This window comes from Kosakonia oryzae, from assembly GCF_001658025.2.
GTDB classification, from domain to species: domain Bacteria; phylum Pseudomonadota; class Gammaproteobacteria; order Enterobacterales; family Enterobacteriaceae; genus Kosakonia; species Kosakonia oryzae.
In genome coordinates, this window is the sequence record NZ_CP014007.2 from 2,611,281 (window position 1) to 2,632,418 (window position 21,138).

At 54.7% G+C, this 21,138-nt stretch carries 21 protein-coding genes; 9 read left to right on the plus strand and 12 right to left on the minus strand.

Going from position 1 to position 21,138, the window contains the following annotated elements; genetic code table 11:
- Positions 1-105: 105 nt before the first annotated feature.
- The gene (locus AWR26_RS12455) at positions 106-633 is read left to right on the plus strand and encodes a nuclear transport factor 2 family protein (RefSeq protein ID WP_064566197.1); all 528 of its coding nucleotides are present in this window, start codon (positions 106-108) and stop codon (positions 631-633) included.
- Here AWR26_RS12455 and AWR26_RS12460 read toward each other — a convergent pair.
- From AWR26_RS12460 to ydcK, 7 genes are all read right to left on the minus strand, one after another.
- Positions 630-1,376 carry an anti-sigma factor family protein gene (locus AWR26_RS12460; RefSeq protein WP_064566200.1) on the minus strand — a complete coding sequence of 249 codons (747 nt, stop codon included), beginning with the start codon at positions 1,374-1,376 and terminating at the stop codon, positions 630-632. The two genes, AWR26_RS12455 and AWR26_RS12460, sit on opposite strands and share 4 nt — an antisense overlap.
- Positions 1,373-1,879, minus strand: coding sequence for an RNA polymerase sigma factor (locus tag AWR26_RS12465; RefSeq protein ID WP_064566202.1), 507 nt, complete (start codon positions 1,877-1,879; stop codon positions 1,373-1,375). Before AWR26_RS12465 ends, AWR26_RS12460 begins: the two co-directional genes overlap by 4 nt.
- 9 nt (positions 1,880-1,888) lie before the next feature.
- Entirely contained in the window at positions 1,889-2,428 is a 540-nt protein-coding gene (locus tag AWR26_RS12470; RefSeq protein WP_064566204.1) for a cytochrome b, read from the minus strand.
- Positions 2,428-3,480 (minus strand): catalase family peroxidase, encoded by a 1,053-nt coding sequence (locus AWR26_RS12475; RefSeq protein WP_064566207.1) that lies wholly within the window; start codon positions 3,478-3,480, stop codon positions 2,428-2,430. Before AWR26_RS12475 ends, AWR26_RS12470 begins: the two co-directional genes overlap by 1 nt.
- A 108-nt stretch (positions 3,481-3,588) precedes the next feature.
- Positions 3,589-4,347, minus strand: a complete 759-nt coding sequence (locus AWR26_RS12480) for an SDR family oxidoreductase (RefSeq protein WP_064566215.1) — start codon at positions 4,345-4,347, stop codon at positions 3,589-3,591.
- Positions 4,348-4,591: 244 nt separating this feature from the next.
- Positions 4,592-6,214 carry a glycoside hydrolase family 19 protein gene (locus AWR26_RS12485; protein WP_064569007.1) on the minus strand — a complete coding sequence of 541 codons (1,623 nt, stop codon included), beginning with the start codon at positions 6,212-6,214 and terminating at the stop codon, positions 4,592-4,594.
- Between the two features lie 229 nt (positions 6,215-6,443).
- On the minus strand, positions 6,444-7,424 hold the full coding sequence (gene ydcK, locus AWR26_RS12490; protein ID WP_064566216.1) for a YdcK family protein: 981 nt from the start codon (positions 7,422-7,424) through the stop codon (positions 6,444-6,446).
- 115 nt (positions 7,425-7,539) lie between these two features.
- On the opposite strand from ydcK, the gene tehB reads away from it, so the two are divergent.
- Entirely contained in the window at positions 7,540-8,136 is a 597-nt protein-coding gene (gene tehB / locus AWR26_RS12495) for a tellurite resistance methyltransferase TehB (RefSeq protein ID WP_007372028.1), read from the plus strand.
- A 105-nt stretch (positions 8,137-8,241) separates the two neighbouring features.
- Here tehB and pepT read toward each other — a convergent pair whose 3' ends face one another.
- Complete coding sequence (pepT, locus tag AWR26_RS12500; RefSeq protein WP_064566218.1) at positions 8,242-9,471, minus strand: peptidase T; 1,230 nt, start codon at positions 9,469-9,471, stop codon at positions 8,242-8,244.
- A 106-nt stretch (positions 9,472-9,577) separates the two neighbouring features.
- On the opposite strand from pepT, the gene AWR26_RS12505 reads away from it, so the two are divergent.
- The 3 genes from AWR26_RS12505 to AWR26_RS12515 all read left to right on the plus strand — a co-directional run bounded on the left by AWR26_RS12505 (position 9,578) and on the right by AWR26_RS12515 (position 12,839).
- The gene (locus tag AWR26_RS12505) at positions 9,578-11,173 is read left to right on the plus strand and encodes an ABC transporter substrate-binding protein (protein ID WP_064566221.1); all 1,596 of its coding nucleotides are present in this window, start codon (positions 9,578-9,580) and stop codon (positions 11,171-11,173) included.
- A gap of 122 nt (positions 11,174-11,295) precedes the next feature.
- Positions 11,296-11,967, plus strand: coding sequence for a DUF3313 domain-containing protein (locus AWR26_RS12510; protein ID WP_064566223.1), 672 nt, complete (start codon positions 11,296-11,298; stop codon positions 11,965-11,967).
- Positions 11,968-12,176: 209 nt separating this feature from the next.
- On the plus strand, positions 12,177-12,839 hold the full coding sequence (locus AWR26_RS12515) for a DUF2931 family protein (protein WP_064566225.1): 663 nt from the start codon (positions 12,177-12,179) through the stop codon (positions 12,837-12,839).
- 104 nt (positions 12,840-12,943) lie between these two features.
- Here the strand turns inward: AWR26_RS12515 and AWR26_RS12520 are convergent, their stop codons facing one another.
- A complete protein-coding gene (locus AWR26_RS12520) occupies positions 12,944-13,858 on the minus strand; it encodes a DMT family transporter (protein WP_064566227.1) in 915 nt (304 codons plus the stop codon).
- Positions 13,859-14,031: 173 nt separating this feature from the next.
- Here AWR26_RS12520 and AWR26_RS12525 point away from each other — a divergent pair, with 173 nt between their 5' ends.
- Entirely contained in the window at positions 14,032-14,907 is an 876-nt protein-coding gene (locus tag AWR26_RS12525; RefSeq protein ID WP_064566229.1) for a helix-turn-helix domain-containing protein, read from the plus strand.
- Here AWR26_RS12525 and AWR26_RS12530 read toward each other — a convergent pair.
- On the minus strand, positions 14,884-16,068 hold the full coding sequence (locus tag AWR26_RS12530; protein ID WP_064566231.1) for a benzoate/H(+) symporter BenE family transporter: 1,185 nt from the start codon (positions 16,066-16,068) through the stop codon (positions 14,884-14,886). The genes AWR26_RS12525 and AWR26_RS12530 overlap by 24 nt on opposite strands.
- Before the next feature lie 76 nt (positions 16,069-16,144).
- Between AWR26_RS12530 and AWR26_RS12535 the strand changes: the two genes are divergently transcribed.
- A complete protein-coding gene (locus AWR26_RS12535; RefSeq protein WP_064566233.1) occupies positions 16,145-16,738 on the plus strand; it encodes a helix-turn-helix domain-containing protein in 594 nt (197 codons plus the stop codon).
- A 218-nt stretch (positions 16,739-16,956) separates the two neighbouring features.
- Positions 16,957-18,915 carry a peptidase U32 family protein gene (locus AWR26_RS12540; protein ID WP_064566235.1) on the plus strand — a complete coding sequence of 653 codons (1,959 nt, stop codon included), beginning with the start codon at positions 16,957-16,959 and terminating at the stop codon, positions 18,913-18,915.
- A 30-nt stretch (positions 18,916-18,945) separates the two neighbouring features.
- Here AWR26_RS12540 and AWR26_RS12545 read toward each other — a convergent pair whose 3' ends face one another.
- Complete coding sequence (locus tag AWR26_RS12545) at positions 18,946-19,200, minus strand: hypothetical protein (RefSeq protein WP_064566237.1); 255 nt, start codon at positions 19,198-19,200, stop codon at positions 18,946-18,948.
- Between the two features lie 70 nt (positions 19,201-19,270).
- On the minus strand, positions 19,271-20,233 hold the full coding sequence (locus tag AWR26_RS12550; protein WP_064566239.1) for a LysR family transcriptional regulator: 963 nt from the start codon (positions 20,231-20,233) through the stop codon (positions 19,271-19,273).
- A 93-nt stretch (positions 20,234-20,326) separates the two neighbouring features.
- On the opposite strand from AWR26_RS12550, the gene AWR26_RS12555 reads away from it, so the two are divergent.
- Positions 20,327-21,007: a nitroreductase gene (locus tag AWR26_RS12555; RefSeq protein WP_064566241.1), complete on the plus strand. Its 681-nt coding sequence runs from the start codon at positions 20,327-20,329 to the stop codon at positions 21,005-21,007.
- Positions 21,008-21,138 lie beyond the last annotated feature (131 nt).

The window sequence follows — 21,138 nt, forward strand, 5'->3', positions numbered from 1 at the left end:
CACCATTGTTAACTTCAGCTAATCACTGCATCCAATAATGAGCTGATTATAGAGTTCATCAGAACAGTTATAGTCGCGGTCAGTGCATAACCGGAGAAATCGACCATGACTGATGCGATTACGCAGCGACTGCAAATAATCGAAGACAAGCTCGCCATTTACGAACTGATTGCCTCACACCCACCGAGTGCCGATACCGCCCTTGCCGATTACACCGCATCGGTTTATATGCCGGACGGGGTATTTGATCGCGGCGGGAGTCTGGACGGTGCTCAGGGCGCGGAGGCGATCGCCGCCTTTATCCTCCGCCCGGAGCATGAAGAGGCGATTCGGGGAGGGCTGGCGCATTTTGCTGGCTTGCCGCTTATCGACTTGCGCGGTGACCGCGCCACCGTGACCTCATATTTACAGATCATCGCGCTGGATAAGCAGGGCGAGCGTCGGGAACTCGCCAACCATGGCGTGTCAACCGGGTATCGTATTCACCGGGTTGTGGTTAACCGCTGGCTGCTTGAACGCCATGCCGGGCGCTGGAAAATACGCAGCAGAACGCTGCTTCCTGTGGATGGCAGCGACGCACCGCGTCAACTGTTAGCCCGCGGTTTGTCCAGCGTTCTTCAATCGCAAAACTAGCTGGTCGCCTGTGAAACCGCTTTACGCAATCCGTTGACGGCGGCGGAATTCATCGGTGTCACCAGCGCGTAGTTGTAATGTTCATCGCTCCAGTACTGCGCCATGACATCGTCTGCCTGACGTTCACCATGCGGTAATTTCACCGGGCTGAGCGGGCGAATGTACCAGCCAACCCGCGTGCCGCTTGGCCCCTGATACATAATCAGCGCGGCGGGTCCCTGCGCGGTGGCAATCAACCTTCCACCAACCAGCGTAAAGCCGTACTGCTCCAGGTTCGGCGGCTGATGACCGTTTATGAAATAGCGCGACACCCAGCGGGTTAGCTCCGTTTGCTGCGTGGCAACCACATCCATCGGCGTGACGGCGGTATTGTCAAACAGCTTATAAGCCTGTACCGCGTCTTCCATCGGCTGATGGGTCATCAACATTTGCGACTCTTTCATCTGCCAGCCGGTGAAACCGCCGACGCTCAGCGCCAGCATCAGCGCAAATGCCGTCGCCAGTTTCCACTGGCGTTGCTGCCGCACCTGGCGACGAAAATAGTGCGGTTCGGGGCTTTCCAGTTGCACAGGTTGCTGCTGCATTGCCTGGCGCAACTGCTGCGCGTCTCGCCGCCATCCCGCCACTTGTGCGGCTGCCGCCGGGTTTTGCGCCAGATAGTGTTCAATCCGCTTTGAGGTCGCTTCATCGGTTTCGCCATCCATCCAGGCATGCAGATCGTATTCATCAGGTGGCAGCGTCATTTCAGTCTCCTCAGCGGTAACGGTGTTACCTTACCTTCTAATTTCTCATGCAACATTTTGCGCGCCCGCGACAGGCGGGACATTACGGTGCCGGTCGGAATATCCAGCGTGGCGGCCACCTCTTTATAGCTCAGCCCTTCAACGCTCACCAGCAGCAGAATGACGCGATACTCGGTGGGCAAGGTGGCGAACAGCGCCAGCGTATCGTCGGCAATTGCCAGCGACTCCGACGAGTTGCTAAGCGCTTCCTCGCCGGTAAAAAAGCTCAGCAACTTCATATAGCGTTTGCGTCGCCGCTCGCCGTCAATAAATTGCCGGTAGAGGATAGCGAACAGCCAGGCGCGCAGGCTTTCCGCCTCGGTGTTATCCGGCCTGCGCGTCAACGCTTTCGTCAGGCAGTTTTGCACCAGATCATCCGCGCTGTGCGGATTGCGGGTCAGCCACAGGGCAAAACGCTGCAAATGCGGCATCACCTGACGAATTTGATCATCGGTCAGTTGCATAGATAGCCTTTATCGCTTGCGGGTTCCGGACATACTTTCAAATACCCCGTCACGCAGTATTAACGCGTGTAATAAGGCGGCGGCCAGATGCAGCATCACCGTAATAAATAGCGCCAACGCGACCAAAGAATGCAGCGGACGCAGGATCGCGTACCAGTCATTATTTACCGGCAGAATGGGCGGTAAAACGAAGCCTGAACCTAATGATACAGGGTAGCCTGCCGCCGACAGCATTGCCCAGCCGATCAGCGGTTGCGCCAGCATCATTGCATAGAGCGCCCAGTGCGAGAGGTGCGCCATTGCGCGCTGCCAGGCGGGCAGCGATGCCGGTAACGCTGGTGTGGCAGTATAAAACCGCAGCCACAAACGCACGACCACCAGGACGAGAATCATCATACCCAGCGGTTTATGAATTGACACCAGCAAACTGTGCAGTGACGAAATGGTTGAGACCATCAGCACGCCAATAAACAGCATGGCGATGATCGCTGCCGCCATCAGCCAGTGCAGGACGCGCAGCGCCGGGTGAAAATAAGCAACCTGTTTCATCAGTGGGCTCCTGTCTGTGCGGCTTGTTCGCGGGTGCGCGCGTTGTACGATTTGGCGTAGGCCGCCGAACGCGCATTCAGTAATGGATCGTCAGAGGCGGCGATGCCATCGGGCAGGATCAGCGGATCATAGTTGATGTCATTGCACGGGCCTTGTTGCTGGGCAGTGGCCTGACTCAGCTCCAGCGTTCCGGCATTGATGGTCTGACGATCGGCGGGCCAGACTTGCGATGCGTGGCTGCCGTCGTCACCTTTTGCGGCCACGGTGATCAGCAGATCCCACTGTAATGGCCCTTGTGCCAGGCGCTGCTGGATATCTTTTTGCAGAAAATCGTTATCGTTTTTCTGCGCCGCGCCGATCGGCTGATAAGCGGTGTGCGGCACCACGCTCCAGCGTACCAGATGCGCCGCGCCGGATTTGTCGATAAAGCGGAAGGCATTCAGGCTGTTAAAGCGATCGCTCGCCCAGCTTGAGGAGGGGACGTTCTGTTTTGCCCACGCCAGAAACGGCATAATCTCGGGGTTTTTCTGCACAAACGCTTTGAATTTTTCCGGGTTCGGCTTACCGGTTGCCGGGTCCGGCAGCGAAGCGACTTGTAGCTCATAAAACTGTTCTACCGTCGAAACCGGGAAAAACGGCATGGCATTCATTCCGGTGCGCCACTGTTCACCGTTTGCCAGCTGAAAGGCCAGCGCCAGGCTACGAACCGGCACGGCGTAATCCGGCGCGGAGGGGTTCCCGCCAGCAATGGCAAAACGCCCGATCACCGGTGTTTCTCCCGCAGCGAATACCGAAGCCCGTGAAAGTGCGCTGGCATTGCCATTAGAGATAAAACGCCCGATCACACAAATACCTTTGGCATGATTGCGGCGAAACCCCGGATGTTCGCCACCGGCTTGTTGCAATACGCCGACCAGCTTGTCGGAGGTTAGCCGTTGAGGCGACAGCCAGCCGCCGCCCCATAAAAACAGTACGATAAACAGCAACGGAACCAGTGCAATGACGGCAAGGCGCGTGATTAACTGGCGTGGAGTAAAGGGAGTTTGGGTCATTTTCGCTCATCCTGCTAACAATGAGCAGATAAGACGAACAGGCGGGAGGTTTATTCCCGCCAGGCGAAAAAAAAGTTCAGTCAGCGAAAAATTGCCGGAAAAAAGGGGTTAAACGTCGGGGTTCATGGCCTGAAAAATCTGCGCAAAAGTTCCCTCTCTTTCTGCCCGGCGCCGGGGTTTATCGCGCTCAAGCAGGATCTCGCCGTCCGGATGCGCCTGCTGCTCAAGAAGCTGCATCACTTCATTGATATAGTCTGCCAGCGGCATGGCGCGCGGATCGGTAGCCTGTTCGCGACCGGTTAACGTCGTCTGCACATAGGGCGGGGAGAGTTCAAGAACCTCCAGCGGAATGTGCTTAAGCTGATGGCGCAGGCAGAGCAGCCAGGTGTGCAAAAAGGCCTTACTGGCGCAATAGGTCGGGAAATCGGCGCGCGGTACGAAAGCCAGCGCGGAACTGGTTACCATCAATGTTGCCTGCGGCTGCTGTTTGATGAGGGGGAGCAGCGCCGCCGTTGTACGGATCACGCCCATAATATTGGTGTCAACGATCTGCTGCGCCACCTCCGCGCTCCAGCTATCGCGCGTGACATCCTCCGTCTGCGAGATCCCGGCATTGGCTATCAGCACATTCAGCCCGGGAAAGTGCGCCCTGACGTATTGCGTCAGGCCGGCAAGCTGAGCGTCATTGCCAACATCCAGGCAAAACCCGGCCATGCCGGGGTTCTCACGCAGCATCTCATTAATCAGCGTCTGGCGACGCCCGGTGATAATCACCTGGTTGCCCCGTTGATGGAACGCTTGCGCCAGCGCACGGCCAATGCCGCGAGTGCCGCCGGTGATCAGAATCGTATTGCCGTTAATTTTCACAGAATATCCTCTCCAGCCATTAATAACGGAAAGGCGACGACAGCCACAACGGGCTAAGGGGAAAGTTGTCGAGTGCCGCGCCATAGTGGCCCCTGTTTTCTCTGCTGAGACCCTGGGAACCCGGGCGCGTTGGATGACGGTAACGCCTACGGCATTAGGAGAAATGCCCACTGAGTATAAACAGCACTTTTACAGCGGGCAAGAGGAGGGTGCCAGGCAGATTCAGCGCCTGGCACAGAGAGGATTATTTGATCACGATATCCGGGAAGCTGGCTTTAACACAGCGGGTGTAGTCGCCTTTGACCAACGCGCTGAAATCATTTTCCTGCCAGTTAACCAGTTTACAGGCGTAGGATTTACCGCCCGGGTTGCTGGCGACATAACTGTCATCTTTCACCCAGAACAGATTCAGCGCCGCAGAGCCGGTTTCGGTGAACTGCTTCATACCTTTACAGCCCAGCACTTCATTTGCCGGTACCGGTACGCCCAGTTGTTTGGCGAATTCCTGGTAGTAGCTGATGCGGTTTAATGACTGCGCAATCTCGGTGCTGCCGCCGCACTCAACGCCACCGTTGATGATCTGCGTTGTCACGCCGAAACCCGGTACCAGACCGTTGGCTTTATCGGCATCGTTCGGCTGCCAGCTACCATCGATAACCGCCTGCATGCTCGGTTTTGGCGGCTGCGGCTGAACGTAGAAGAAGATGGCGCTTGCCAGGTTCAGCCAGGTATCCGCGACCAGTTGCGGCTGCTTCAGCAGAACATTGACGTCACCGTACATCGCCTGCGAGAACTGACCATAGTTGAAGTTGTAGCTCAACTGCTTGGCGCCACGGCCAAAGTAGCTCAGCTTGTTGCCGTTGGCGTCCGTCGCACAAGGCCAGGCTTTGCCCTGCCAGGTTGTCGGATCGCAGGTTGCGCCGGTGTACTGATCGTAAGCGCTTTCGGACATACCCATTTCACGCACCCAGTGCAGACCCTGCTGCCACTGCGCCACGTCGCTTTGCGCCGCGTGCTCACCGGTTTCCTGTACGAAGTGGGCGAACATGGTCGCCAGCGTTTTTTTACAAATGGCGTCCGCATCTTTGCCATCGGTATGATCGGCGCAAAGAATCGGGAATTTACCCACCGCTTTCAGGAAATTGTCGTAGGTATAAGCCGGATCGCGATGCGGGAAGAACAGATCCCATTTTTCAGCGGTAATCAACTGTTCTACGCGTTTTACGTTCGCCGGGTTTGTGGAGGCACCCGGCTGAATTTTTTCAACCAGAGCGTTGTCCAGCGTCTTCAGCGCATCTTTTACCGCTACCAATTGCGGGAAATCGGTCAGTTGTGCTTCCTTCGCGTCCAGATCGGCCTGCGTGACTTCTAAACCCGCTTCCGGCGTACCGTTCAGCAGAGACCAGGCACTTTCCCACGCCCAACCCGTACCCGGCATGTAAACTTCCGAGCTGCTGCTGCACCAGTTAGCGACATTACAGACATAATCTTTACCTGCGTTACTGACGATATCGCCCTGCTTATACGCGTGACCGGCCTGGAAAGGCGGGTATTCAGAGGGCGTCGGATCCGGCTGCGGTTCTGGATCCGGCTCAGGTTCAGGCTGTGGTTCCGGCTCTGGATCGGTACCGGTGGATTCACCAATTTTTTTCCAGACGTTTTCCCAGGTATTCTGCACGGACGGGTTCGGTTTTTCGCCCGGGTTGGCATACCATTGTGCTTCATAATCTATTTTATTATCGGTGACTTTTTCACCGCCCAGATAGGCTTTACTGATGTCATATTGCGGATAAGCAAATGCGTTACAGGAAACAATAATTCCAGTAGCAATAAGCGATAAAGCAAACTTTCCCTTAAATAGATTCATAAGAATCACTCCATGATCTTGAAATACCAACGTTTTAAAAAATAAAAAATAAGTAAAGGCAGTGTGAAATGTCATCGTTTTTCCGCGACGGATTTCAACAAAATAAAGGGTGGGTTCATTAGATGCAGATCAATTTTTATTTCGTGGGGGAATGTTCATTACCCTTTATGGATAATTCTGTTCCCGCCGGGAAATTATCTTTCCAGCGGGAATAATTGCGGGGGAATATTTATATCGCACCAGCCAGCGGCGTGCGGGTAATACGTTGATCGTTGTTGATAACTTTGGGGCCACGCAGCAGAATATTTTCGCCCTCCAGCGCTTCGACAACCGCATCGTCGCTCAGCGTCACCTGATGCTCGATCAGCACATTTCCCTGAATGCGCGCGTTGCCCTGAACCACAATTTTTTCGTCGAGTTGCAGTGGACCGCCACTCAACCGCGCATTGCCGCCGACCAGCACATGGTGTTTGAGCACGCAATTGCCTTCCACCACGGCGTTTTCTGCCACCTGCGAGCTGTAACGTAATGTTGGAATGTCATCGTCTCCGGCACCGGCAACCACTCTGGCATTCCCATAAACTTTGGCGCAGTCGCACACCCAGACGTCGTTCAGTTCATTCCCTTCAAGCAGGGCAAAATCGAAAATTTCCGCCCGATGTTCAATAAAAGCGTAATTCACGATAGCGTCGCCATAGATCTGCGCCTGATGCACCACGCGCGAATGGCTAACGGTGGCCCGGTCGTAAATTTGCAGGATCTGCTCACGTTCCGGTGTTAACCCTTTGGCGGCAAAGATATTGCAACCATGCAGAATACGTGCATCACCGCGCAAACGGCACTCTCCGCGCACGGTCGAAAACTGTACGGTGACGTTGTCACTTAATTCGGCACCGTGGCTGATTTCACAGCCGTCCACCCAGGCGTTATCTTTGATCACCACCTCATGACAGATAACGCAGGGCTGCGTGAGCCGCGCGTTACCACTAATACGGCTGCCGAGAAAAACCATACTGTTTTCATCATAAATCCAGCAGTTTCCTTGCTGATCGACGACATTTTCCTCATCAACCCAGCCGCCATAACTGCCCGCTTTGACGTCATTAAAATCACGCAGCGCGATAATCTGGCGCAGCGCGACCGTTTTCTTCTCGCCACCAATCTGATAACTAAATGTGCGCGACTCATCACTGAGACGATATTTATTCATGCCACGTATCTCCCGTCAGCCTGAATTAAACGTAGCAAATTTTCTGCCGCTGGCTATCGGCGGATGAAATTCATAAAATGCATGCCAAATGCACATTAAAGGTACTGACTTGACCATGACGAATCGCCCTGAAAACTATTTTACGGAAAAATATGCGCTGACCGCGACGCACTCCGAAGTGCTGAACGCCCTGAAATATATCCAGCCGGGGAAGGCGCTGGATCTCGGCTGCGGCAATGGCCGTAACAGCCTGTGGCTGGCAAGCCAGGGTTTTGAGGTGACCGCCTGGGATAAAAACCCGAACAGCCTTAACAATCTGAAAGCGATTCGCGATGCTGAAGGGCTGGAAAATCTGCACATAGATGCGGCGGATTTAAACACCCTGCAATTCGACGGTGAATACGATTTTATTCTCTCTACCGTGGTGCTGATGTTCCTCGAAGCGCAAACCATTCCCGGGCTTATCAATAACATGCAGCGCTGCACCAAAGCGGGTGGTTATAACCTGATTGTGGCGGCGATGGATACGGCGGATTTCCCGTGCACGGTCGGTTTCCCGTTTGCCTTTAAAGAGGGTGAACTGCGCGAATACTACGCCGGTTGGGAGTTGCTGAAATACAACGAAGATGTCGGTGAACTACACCGCACCGACGCCAACGGTAACCGCATTAAACTGCGTTTCGCCACCATACTGGCGCGCAAACCTGCTTGATCCCGTCCTGCTCGCGGGCAATCTCTGCCCGCGATTTCTGCTCGCTGTTCGCCGTATGAGGGCGCTGGAACCGGCCTTTAATGTGCGAAAAAGCAATAAGGTACGTTAACGCGCTGCCAGCAGGCAAAGCTGCAATGCCACGTTATACGAGGCTTCAAACGCTTTTAGCGGCAGAAATTCGAAGCGCGAGTGGAAGTTGTGCGCACCGGTAAAAAAGTTCGGCGTCAGCAAACCTTTGGCCGACAGCGCCGCACCATCGGTGCCGCCGCGCATCGGCGTCGGTTTCGGCGTAATGCCCAGCGATGCCATCGCTTCAAATATCAAATCGATCGCCCGGCGATCTTCGCCGATAGCATTACTGATATTGCTGTAAGTATCGCTGATGCTGTATTCCACTTTGGCGGTAGGGTATTGCGCGGCGATTTTGGCGGCAACGTCGGCGATCTGCTGCTTACGGCGGGCAAAACTTTCACTATCGAAATCACGGATGCTGGCGCTCAGATCGGCATGCCCCTGTACCGCATTGATGCCGTTAAACCAGATATAACCTTCGCGGCCAGCGGTATGTTCCGGCGTTTGTTGGCGGTCAAAATGGCTGATGTAATCCATCGCCATCAGTAGCGGGTTAACCAGTACGCCTTTCGCCGACATTGGGTGCGCGGTCACGCCGGTAAAGCGGATCTGCGCGCTGGCGGCGTTAAAGTTCTCATAGACGATCTCGCCCAGCTCGCAGCAATCAATGGTCCAGGCAAAATCAACGTCAAAGCGTTTTAAATCCAGCGCTTTCGCCCCGCGCAGCCCGACTTCTTCATCCGGCACAAAAGCCACCACAATATCGCCGTGGCGATGTTCGGCAGTGAGGTTTTCCAGCAGCGTCATAACAACGGTTACCGCCGCTTTGTTATCCGCGCCGAGCACGCTGGTGCCGTCGCTGAAAATAATCTCTTCATTGGGATAAGCCAGAATTTCCGGGTGCTCCGCCACGCGCAACCAGATATCTTTGCGGGCATTCAGGCAGAGATCTTCACCTTCAAAACGCAGGATTTGCGGATGAATATGTGGCGACAAACCGACATCAACGGTATCAATATGAGTAATAAAACCGATACGCGGCGCGCCCGGAACATTGCCTTTTTTCACGGCGGTCACTGTCGCATGATCATCAATCACGATCTCATCCAGCCCCAGTGTTTTCAGCTCATTCGCCAGCTCGCGCGCCATATCAAACTGCCCGACGGTGGTTGGCAGTGTTGTCGCAGTGGCATCGCTCTGGCTGGTGATAGAGAGGTAACGAAAGAAGCGATGAGTTAATTGACTGGCGAGAGACGACGGCATAGTGATTCCTTCTTTATTTGAATTATCAGGTGTTTGCAAATTCACTTTAATGTTATTTATGAAAGGGCAAACAACAAGCATTTAAAAGAAAACAACAGGAAAAACTATGATTAGCAAACCGACAACACTTGCTCTGGCATTGGCTTCGCTTGTAGTCAGTTCTTCTGTCGCCGCTAAGACCCTGGTCTATTGTTCAGAGGGATCGCCAGAGAACTTCAACCCGCAACTTTACACCTCCGGCACCAGCGTGGATGCCAGCGCCGTACCGGTTTACAACCGGCTGGTGGATTTTAAAGTCGGCACCACCGAGTTGCAGCCGAGCCTTGCGGAAAGCTGGGACGTGAGCGAAGACGGTAAGGTTTATACCTTCCATCTGCGCAAAGGGGTCAAGTTCCAGAGCAATAAATACTTCACGCCGACGCGCGATTTTAATGCCGACGATGTGATCTTCTCGTTTATGCGGCAAAAAGATGCCAATAACCCGTACCACAACGTCTCTAACGGTACCTATTCCAACTTTGAAAGCCTGCAATTCGGTTCGCTGATCACCGCCATCGATAAACTCGACGACCATACCGTGCGCTTTACGCTGGCGCATCCGGAAGCGCCGTTTGTTGCCGATCTGGGCTGGTATTTTGCCTCGATGCTTTCTGCTGAATATGCCGATGCGATGCTGAAAGCCGGCACCCCGGAGCGGGTGGATACGGACCCGATCGGCACCGGGCCGTACCGTCTGGCGCAGTATCAGAAAGATTCGCGCATTCTGTTCACCGCGTTTGATAACTACTGGCAGGGCAAAGCGAAAATCGACCGCCTGGTGTTCAGCATCACCCCGGATGCGTCAGTACGCCTGGCAAAACTGGAGAAAAACGAGTGTCAGGTGATGCCGTTCCCCAATCCGGCGGATCTGCCGCGCCTGAAAGAGAACAAAGATATCACCCTGTTGAGCAAAGCCGGGTTGAATACCGGTTTCCTTGCCTTTAACACGCAAAAAGCGCCGCTGGATAATGTCAAAGTACGCCAGGCGCTGGCGATGGCCATCAATAAACCGGCCATCATTCAGGCGGTATTCCAGGGCACGGGCACCGCAGCGAAAAACCTGCTGCCGCCGGGCGTATGGAGCGCTGACAGCGAGCTGAAGGATTACGATTACGACCCGGAAAAAGCGAAAGCGCTGCTGAAAGAGGCCGGGCTACCGGCAGGTACCACCATCGATTTGTGGGCGATGCCGGTTCAGCGTCCCTATAACCCGAACGCTAAACGTATGGCGGAGATGATTCAGGCGGACTGGGCGAAAGTAGGCGTGCAGGCGAAAATCGTCACTTATGAGTGGGGCGAATACCTGAAACGCGTGAAGAGCGGCGAGCACCAGGCGGCGCTGATGGGCTGGACGACGGCCACCGGCGACCCGGATAACTTCTTCGGCCCGCTGTTTACCTGTACCTCGGCCAATGGCGGCTCCAACTCGGCGAAATGGTGCTACAAACCGTTTGATAACCTGATCGCCGAAGCGAAAGCCACCACCGATCATGAGAAACGCGTGGCGCTTTATAAACAGGCACAGCAGATGATGCATGACCAGATGCCTGCGGTGATGATTGCCCATTCAACGATTTTCGAACCGGTACGCAAAGAGGTGCAGGGCTATGAAATCGATCCGTTTGGCAAACATATTTTCTGGCAGGTGGATCTGAAAAAATAAGCGTTTGCCGCCTGGCTTGCTCAGGCGGCAATTTTTTGATCTCGCGCGGTTTTTTGCCCCGTCGGACTGTGAATGCATTTGCTATAACTTAATGGCAATCGTGCACTCACAGGGAATTTCTTATGCGTAAACATGCGTTGGTTAGCGTTGCCGTATTGACCGGTCTGCTGGCGTTATCTGGCTGTGCCTCAAAAGTGACCGCGCCGGAAAAATACTCCGGCTTTTTGAAAGATTATTCCGGCCTGCAGGAAACCACTTCAGCAACCGGCAAACCGGTGCTGCGCTGGGTGGCTCCGGGCTTTGACCCGGCAAAATATGACAGCATTGTTTATCACCCGGTAACCTATTATCCGGTAGCCAAACCCACCAGCCAGGTAAATCAGCAGGTGCTGGATGGCGTACTCAATTACACCAACAGCAAACTGAAAGCCGCTGCGGCGGCGCGTAAACCTCTGGTCACTTCGCCGGGGGCACATAGCCTGATTTTCCGTGGTGCTATCACCGGCGTTGACGCCAGCAAACAGGGGTTGCAGTTCTACGAAGTGATTCCGGTGGCGATGGTGGTTGCGGGCACGCAGATGGCAACCGGCCACCGCACCATGAATACGCATCTCTACTTTGAAGGTGAGCTGATTGATGCCCAAACCAATGCGCCGGTACTGAAAGTGGTGCGCAAAGGCGAGGGCAAAGATGTGAGCAATGAAAAGGCGCAGGTCACCGTCGACTCCCTGAAACAGGTGATTGACGATATGGCGACCGACGCCACAATGTTTGATATAAGCTCGGCAAAATAAACGTAACGCATTGTGAATTAATAAAAATTCTAGAATGAGTTGAAATCAACTGGCTGCGAAGGACAATACTCCCTTTCAGCCAGTTTTTTTATTGTTTGGCCTGATAATATCGGCCCCTGGATTTACTACCCCGGAAATCGGAATGCGGGCCCCACTATTCGGCCAACTGGAACTGCGTGGACTGTTTACAATATGGAAGGAAATAAAATATGGAAATAATTCGCACGGCAGGGTTGCTTTCACTGCTGGTTCTGACTGCCTGCCACAGTGCAGGCCGGGCCGGTTCTTCAGCTGTTAAAAACGATGCGCCCGCAGAGTGGACCTTTGATTTTTTCACGCCCAAAGCACTGCCCGCTCTGGTGACTTTTGCCGTTGTTCAGGATGCTGATGGGGCTATTTATCGTTTTAATACGCTCAACAGTACCCCCGACATGCCTGGCGTTATCGGCGAGTGGAATGACAATGATCGGGTTGCTGGTGGTTACTGGAATCACGTGAACCGTCCTCCCCGGCATATTATTTTTTGCTGGGACTCCGTGATCGATAAAAAGGTATATGAGACCCATCTGACGATCCCTAAACCGATCCTCGAAAAAATGCTCAGGCCAAGTGAATATAAGGATTATAAGGGGGATACGGCATATTACGACAGAGTGCAGATCGGGCTGGCTCCGGGAGGGAAAATAGCCGTCTGGTTACAGGGAAGCGGTTCTGAGCCGAATTACCGCGTCACACCGTCAGTTCTGTATACGCTGTCCGGGGATAAGCTGGATATCTGCAAAGGAATAACCAAACATCCTGATGGGTATAAATATTACGGAGATACAGAGGTTTTTATTAAAGGGAAAAAATACCCCTATGGCCGCTGGTAGCGAAAACAGGTAATCCCCAGGGATCGCATTAAGATCCCTGGGGCATCACCATTAATTTTTTAGACGGATGGACGGTCAATATTTTCCTGTGCCCAACTGGGGCATCAGCAAACGTTAGCTTTACGCCGCCATCCGCGACCGCCCAGCCAGTTTTCCGGGCGGGCAAACATTACCAGGTTGCCGGTGAGGATCAGCAGTAAACCGGCAATCGCATTCAGATGCCAGACGTAACCCTCATAAAAGGTCGAAATGCTCAGCGCAACCAGCGGAAACAGCAAGGTGCTGTACGCGGCTTTGCTCGGACCAATGCGGCCAACCAGCGTAAAATAGGCACCAAAGCCGATAACCGAACCAAACAGTGCCAGATAAACCAGTGCGCCGAGATAGCTTGTTGTCCACTGCGGCGTAAAATCGTCGCCGCGCAGCAGGCCAATTGCGCCCATAATCAGCGTGCCGTAGAGCATCGCCCAGCTATTGGTGGTCAGGGTTTCCAGCCCTTTACGCTGATGGCGCAGGCTTATCATATTGCCAAACGAAAAGCCCAGCGTCCCCAGCGCCGAAAGACCAATACCCAGCAGCAGCGAGCTGCTCCAGCCGCTGGTGACCAGATCTTCCCAGAACAGCGTCACAATACCGATTAGCCCCAGCGCAGCAGCAATAAAGAAGCGTGCAGGCGGTTTTTGCCCGAAAAACAGGTAGCTGTTAACGGCGTTAAACAGCACCGCCATCGAAAAGATCACCGATTCCAGCCCGGTGTTAATCCACGCGGCGGCGGTATAAAAACACCAGAAGTTAAAGCCGAAGACACAACTGCCTTGCAGCAGACAAAACAGGTGATCGCGCAGCGGTAAACCACGCAGTTTGCGGCGAACCAGCAGCACCAGCATGATTACCGCCGTTGCCAGCGCAAAACGCCAGAAAATCGACACCGGCGCGGGCACCGGGCCTTGTTGCAGAAAAATCGCAATCCACGTTGTTCCCCAAATAATCACCACCAGACCGTACAGCAATGCGTTCATAGTCATTTCCGATGCGAAAAACGAACCCTGAGTGTGGCAAAAAGCGGGCAGGGGCGATTGCACGGGGTTGCGCCGGACTTGCATATTCTTGCGCTTTTCTTCACACAACGCTGGAATCCGGCTTCAGCTATTCATAGACTGGGGTTCTGGTTGATCAATGATAAATTCCGCGAATGCCTGACCACTACGAAGCCTTTGAAAATCTGAGCAAACACAACACCGTATTGCACAATTCGGTGGCGCTGCACTCTGGCATTCAACTGGCCGTCTGGTCGAACAAACGCGACAACATTACGCAGTACTGCAACCACCATACGCTGAGCCTGTACGTGGCCGATGGCTACGAGAGTTACCACAAAACTGCGTATGGCTGGAAAAACGGCGGTGGGCCGGATCGTTTTTGTCTGATGCCGAAAGAGAGCGAATCGGTGTGGGATATTCGCGATGATTTGACCTTCGTCCACCTTTACTGCACCGATGAGCATTTGCGGGACGTCGGGGAGAAGGTCTGGGATCGCAGCCCGGCCGCGTTCACCCTTGATGAGAAAACCTTCTCGCAGGATGCGCGCATCACCGCGCTTTATCGCCAGTTTCTGCTGGGTTGCGACTGGCAACAAAATGCCAACCAGCTTACGCTGAGCACCGCTTCAACACTGCTGCTGACGCATCTGGTGCAGCACTACAGCAATGTGCAGTGGCAATTGCCCGTGGTGAATGGCGGTCTGGCGCCAGTGGCGCTGCGTAATGTGCTGGATTATATCGAAGCGCATCTGGCGCAGCCGTTGTTGCTGTCGGATCTGGCGGCGCAGGTTGCGCTCAGTGAATATCACTTTGCCCGCATGTTCCGCCAGTCGATGGGCGTTGCGCCGCACCAGTTTGTGATGCAGCGCCGGATGGTCAGGGCGAACGATCTGTTGCTCAACAGCACTCTTCCGCTGACCGATATTGCCCTGGCCTGTGGTTTTAGTTCCGCCAGCCACTTCAGCAACCGCTTTAAAGCAGCAAAAGGGCTGACGCCGTCACAGCTACGCGCGGCGCGCCAGCGTTAATGCGCCGTAGCAGACACCGCCTGCCACTAATCCCCAGAATGCCGAACCAATGCCCAGCAGCGTGACGCCGCTTGCGGTCACCAGGAAGGTGACAATAGCCGCATCGCGATCCGTTTCCTTAACCAGCGCCTGATGCAGACTACCGCTGATCGTGCCCAGAAGCGCCAGCCCGGCGAGCGTCTGGATCCAGCTCAACGGCAGGGCGGCCAGCAGCCCGCTGATCGAGCCGCCAAATATTCCCGCCAGCAGATAAAACAGGCCTGCCGCCGCCGCTGCCATCCAGCGTTTGCTGGCGTCCGGGTGCGCATCCGGACTTTGGCAAATGGCCGCCGTAATCGCCGCAATACAGATCGAATAGACACCAAACGGTGAGAACAATAGCGCCAGCGCGCCGGTAAAAATAATCAGCGGTGAAACCGGAATGGTGTAACCGGAAGCCTGCATCGTGGCGAAGCCGGGAGCGTTTTGCGAGGCCATCGTCACCAGAAAAAAGGGAATGCCGATGCTGATAAGCGATGTCCAGCGAAACTCCGGCGCGGTGTAAACCGGAGCAACGACGGAAAGTGTCAGTCGATCCGTGACAACGTCACCATGTATTATGGCGACCAGCGCACCAATAATTAATGTTGCAACAATAGCATAGCGTGGGGCGAGGGCTTTACAGACCAGCCAGGCCAGTAGCATACTGCCGCACAACGCAAAATGGCCCTCAATATTGGTGAAGGCTTGCAAGCCAAAACGCAGCAGAATACCGGCCAGCATCGCGGCCGCCAGCGTGTGCGGAATGATTTTCATCAACCGGGCGAATAACCCGGTGACGCCGCACAGCACAATGAGCGCGTTGGCAAAGATAAAGATACCGACCGCTTCTCCGGGCGTTGCACCTTGCAGGCTGGTCGCCAGCAGCGCCGCGCCAGGAGTTGACCAGGCCGTGAGCACCGGCATGCGATACCAGAGCGTCAGCGCCAGCGTGCTGATGCCCATGCCGAAGCCAAGCGCGGTCATCCATCCGGCGATTTGCGCCGGGCTTGCGCCAGCAGCGGAGGCCGCCTGCCAGATAATAGCGGCAGAGCTTGCGTAGCCGACCAGCACGGCGACGAAGCCCGCCAGAATGCTGGTAAACGGCAGCGAAGAGGTTGTGGAAAACGTGGCAAGACGCATTGGCGCTCCTTGTGCGTTATAGCATTCGGATAATTTAGCATCGTGCGCTATAGCGTACAAGTAAGCAGGAGGAATAATGGATCTCACCGTTTATCTGGCAACTATGCTGAAAAGCCTGCGTCAGGGTCGCGGCTGGAGCCTTTCCCGCCTGGCAGAGGAGACGGGCGTTTCCAAAGCGATGCTCGGGCAGATAGAACGCAACGAATCCAGCCCGACCGTCTCGACGTTATGGAAAATCGCCACCGGCCTGAATGTTCCTTTCTCCACCTTTATTGCGCCGCCGGAAGAGGAAACGCCGCGGGCGTACGATCCGCAGCAGCAGGCGATGGTGGTCACGCCGATTTTCCCGTGGGATGAAAAGCTGCACTTTGATCTCTTCTCGATTAATCTCGCGCCTGGCGCTCTCAGCGAATCCACGCCGCACGAAGCCGGGGTTATCGAGCATGTGATTGTGATTAGCGGAGTGCTGGATATGTGCATTGACGGGCAGTGGCGAACCATTGCAGCGGGCAGCGGCCTGCGTTTTGCCGGCGATGAAGCGCACGCCTACCGCAACAGCACGGCGCAAACGACGCACTTCCACTCGCTTATCCATTACCCAAAAGAAAAAGCCGCAGGCAAGCCTGCGGCAAAAACGACGACGACTAACGAATCAGACAACCCTGAATAATTCGGGGAGCAGCCTCCTGCAACCTGAAGTATGACGGGTTAACAACGTGACGAGGAATGTCCGAGTCACCACCTTACTGTTAAGCGAAACGCAGCGGAAATAGCAATTTCGACATTGCATTACCACCTGACGCAAATTCCCCCTGCGGCAGGTGGTGAAACGCCCCGGTTGTGACTACAATAGCCGCCATTTTGTACATAATGGATAACGACGATTGTATGCGCCTGCAACCCCATCATCTTGAACTGTTAAGCCCGGCCCGCGATGCCGCCATTGCCCGTGAGGCTATCCTGCACGGTGCGGACGCCGTCTACATTGGCGGGCCAGGTTTTGGCGCTCGCCACAATGCCGGTAACAGCCTGCAGGATATCGCTGAACTGGTGCCGTTCGCCCATCGCTACGGCGCGAAAGTGTTTATCACTCTGAACACCATCCTTCACGATGACGAACTGGAACCGGCGCAGCGCCTGATAGGCGAACTCTACCAGGCGGGCGTTGATGCGCTGATTGTGCAGGATATGGGCATTCTTGAGCTGGATATTCCGCCGATTGAACTGCACGCCAGCACCCAGTGCGATATCCGCAGCGTGGAAAAAGCCAAATTCCTTTCTGATGTGGGGTTCAGCCAGATCGTTCTGGCGCGCGAACTTAACCTTGAGCAGATCCGCGCCATTCACAATGCGGCGGATGCCACCATCGAGTTCTTTATTCACGGTGCGCTGTGCGTAGCGTATTCCGGGCAGTGCAATATTTCCCATGCGCAAACCGGGCGCAGCGCCAACCGTGGCGACTGCTCGCAGGCCTGTCGTCTGCCGTACACCCTGAAAGACGATCAGGGGCGCGTAGTGGCCTATGAAAAACATCTGCTGTCGATGAAAGATAATGACCAGACCGCCAACCTGGCGGCGCTGATCGATGCGGGCGTGCGCTCCTTCAAGATTGAAGGGCGTTACAAAGACATGAGCTACGTGAAAAATATCACTGCGCACTACCGCCAGATGCTCGATGCGATCATTGAAGATCGTGGCGACCTCGCGCGCGCTTCCGCCGGGCGTACCGAGCACTTCTTTATTCCCTCGACGGACAAAACGTTTCACCGCGGCAGCACCGACTACTTTGTTAATGCGCGCAAAGGCGATATTGGCGCCTTCGATTCACCGAAATTTATCGGCCTGCCGGTGGGTGAAGTGCTGAAAGTGGGCAAAGATCATCTCGATGTTGAAGTTACCGAGCCGCTGGCGAACGGTGATGGCCTGAACGTGCTGGTGAAACGTGAAGTGGTCGGTTTTCGCGTCAACGTTGCCGAGAAAACCGCTGAAAACCGTTATCGCGTTTTCCCGAACGAAATGCCGGACGTGCTGAAAACCCTGCGTCCGCATCATCCGCTGAACCGCAACCTCGATCACAACTGGCAGCAGGCGTTGCTGAAAACTTCCAGCGAACGCCGTATCGCGGTGGATATTGAGCTGGGCGGCTGGCAGGAGCAACTGGTGTTAACGCTGACCAGCGAAGATGGCGTGTCGGTAACGCATACGCTGGAAGGGCAATTCGACGAAGCCAACAACGTGCAAAAAGCGCTGGATAACCTGAAAGATGGCCTGATGAAGCTGGGGCAAACTCGCTACTACGCCAAAGAGGTTCAGGTCAATCTGCCAGGCGCGCTGTTTGTGCCCAACAGCCAGCTTAACCAGTTACGCCGTGAAGCGGTGGAGATGCTGGAAGAGGCGCGTCTGGCTAACTACCAGCGCGGCAGCCGTAAAGCGGTAGCCACGCCGCCGCCGGTCTACCCGGAAACGCATCTTTCATTCCTTGCTAACGTCTATAACCATAAAGCGCGTGAATTTTATCATCGCTACGGTGTACAGCTGATTGATGCCGCGTTTGAAGCGCATGAAGAGAAGGGCGACGTGCCGGTAATGATCACCAAGCACTGTCTGCGTTTTGCCTTCAACCTGTGCCCGAAACAGGCGAAAGGCAATATCAAAAGCTGGCGCGCCACACCGATGCAACTGGTGCACGGTGATGAAGTGCTGACGCTGAAATTTGATTGCCGTCCGTGCGAAATGCACGTGATTGGGAAAATTAAAAACCACATCCTGAAGATGCCGCTTTCCGGCAGCGTGGTGGCGTCCATCAGCCCGGATGATTTGCTGAAGACGTTACCGAAAAACAGATAGCAAAACGGGTGGCTTAGCCACCCGTTTTTTTTAGCGCTTATCTTCCGGCAGCGGCGGTTTTTTACCGTGATCGTCTTTGTGCTTGTCGTTATGTTTTTCATCATGACGCGGTGCTTTATCGCCCTTGTGTTTCGGCGGCGGCACTTCGCGCGACGGCTTCTTATCACCTTTATGGTGTTCGCCGGTCGGGTATTGATCCTGCGGTACCGGCGGACGATCGTCAGCAAATACCATTGAAGAGAAGCTCACGGCCAGAATGGCAGACATCAGTGCAATCTTTTTCATATTACGTCCTTACACGCGCTATTGCGTGGCGCTGATTTCACGCCAAAAAAGTGAAGATTTTATGGAGTCATTAACCTTCTGGAATATTCCTGGAAGATGACGGCAGATAGCGCCAGTAGGGCGGTGAACCGAAACTCGCCAGTAAGAAATCGATCACCACGCGGGTATTGAGCGACGGGTATTTACCGCCCGGATAGAGCAACCACAATGATTGCGCTTCGGCGGAATAGGTTGGCGAAAATTCCGGTAGCAAATCGACCAGTTCACCGCGATTCAGCATCTCGCCTATCTGCCAGTCCGGATAAAGCAGTATTCCGGCGTCATTTCTTGCCGCCTGGAGTAACAATTCCGCATTGTCAGAAACGATTTTTGCCTGCGGGAAAAACTGATACTGCCGATCGCCTTGCTGAAAGCGCCAGCGCTGCAACCCGGTTTTTCCGCGATAGGCCAGCAACTGGTGCTGTTGTAGCGCTTCCGGTGATTCCGGCCGCCCGTGACGGCGAAGATAGGCGGGCGTTGCCACCAGATGACAGCGCTGGCTGGCGATCAAACGGCCATGCAGTTCTGAATCTTTCAGCGAGGCGATGCGCAGCAGCAGATCCGTGCCGTCGGCAAACGGATCGATATAGTCATCATTCAGGTTCAGCTCGATGTACAGCGCCGGATAACGCGCACTCAGTTCGCTGATGCGCGGCCCGATATGCCGTAAACCGAAGGAGGTTGGGGCGTTAATGCGAATGCGACCGCCGGGTTCGTTGCGCCGTTCGCCGACCTGGGTTTGCGCATCGGCAAGCTGCTGGAGCATGACGCGAAAGGCTTCGGCATAGATATGACCGGCATCGGTGGCCGTCACCGCGCGGGTGTTGCGATACAGCAGTTGCGTTTCCAGCGCCTGTTCCAGTTGCTGAACCACGCGGGAAAGCGATGAGGCGGCAAGCCCTTCGTTCCGTGCCACTTCGGACAAATTCCCTTCGCGCACAATGGCAAGAAACAGGTGCATCGAACGGGCGCTAATCTGGCTGAGTGATTTCATCTTTGCGTAATCTGCAATGGTCCATAGCGCATTGTAGTGTTTTTACGCACAGAGTTCATCGCTAAGCTACGCGAACGATAATCACCGGAGAGTATGATGAATAATGTTTTAGCTTTCGATGAAACCGTCCGTTCGCGTTCGTCCGTTCGCGCATTTTTACCCACACCGCTGACTGATGAGCAGATCCGCGCGGTATTGCAGGATGCGCAATACTCACCGTCGAACTGCAACACGCAGCCGTGGCACGTGCATGTGGTTTCCGGCGAGACCAAAGATCGGCTGGCGAAAATGATGACGGCTAACGACCTGGAAGGGCTGCAGACGCCGGATTTCACTTTTTCTTATGAGGATTTCCACGGCGACTATATTGAACGCGCATACGAACAGGCGCGGCTTTACTACGAGGCTATCGGCATTGATCGCGACGACAAGGTTCGCCGCAAAGAGGCCTACCTGCGCAACTACCAGTTCTTTAATGCGCCGCACGCTGCGTTTCTGTTTATGCCGTCTTTTGGCGATAACATCCGCGTCGCATCGGACATCGGCATGTACGCGCAAAGTTTTCTGCTGTCACTGACTGCGCGCGGTTTTGCCGGTATTCCGCAAACGATGCTTGGCTTCCATGCCGATATGATCCGCGCCGAGCTGGGCGTTTCCGACGAGTATCGTCTGCTGTTTGGTATCTCGTTTGGCTATGCTGATAAAAGCGCCGCTGCGGCCAATACCCGCATGCCGCGCATACCGGTGGAAAGCAGCGTGGTGATGCACGGGTAAGATGTTGGCCGGGGCAGGTGAATTCTGTCCTGCGTCAGGCCGATCACTGCCGAATATATTGAAACCAGCGCCGCCATTCATCTAATGGCGGTCAAATTCGCAGGCCTGATAAGGCCACGCCGCCATCTGGC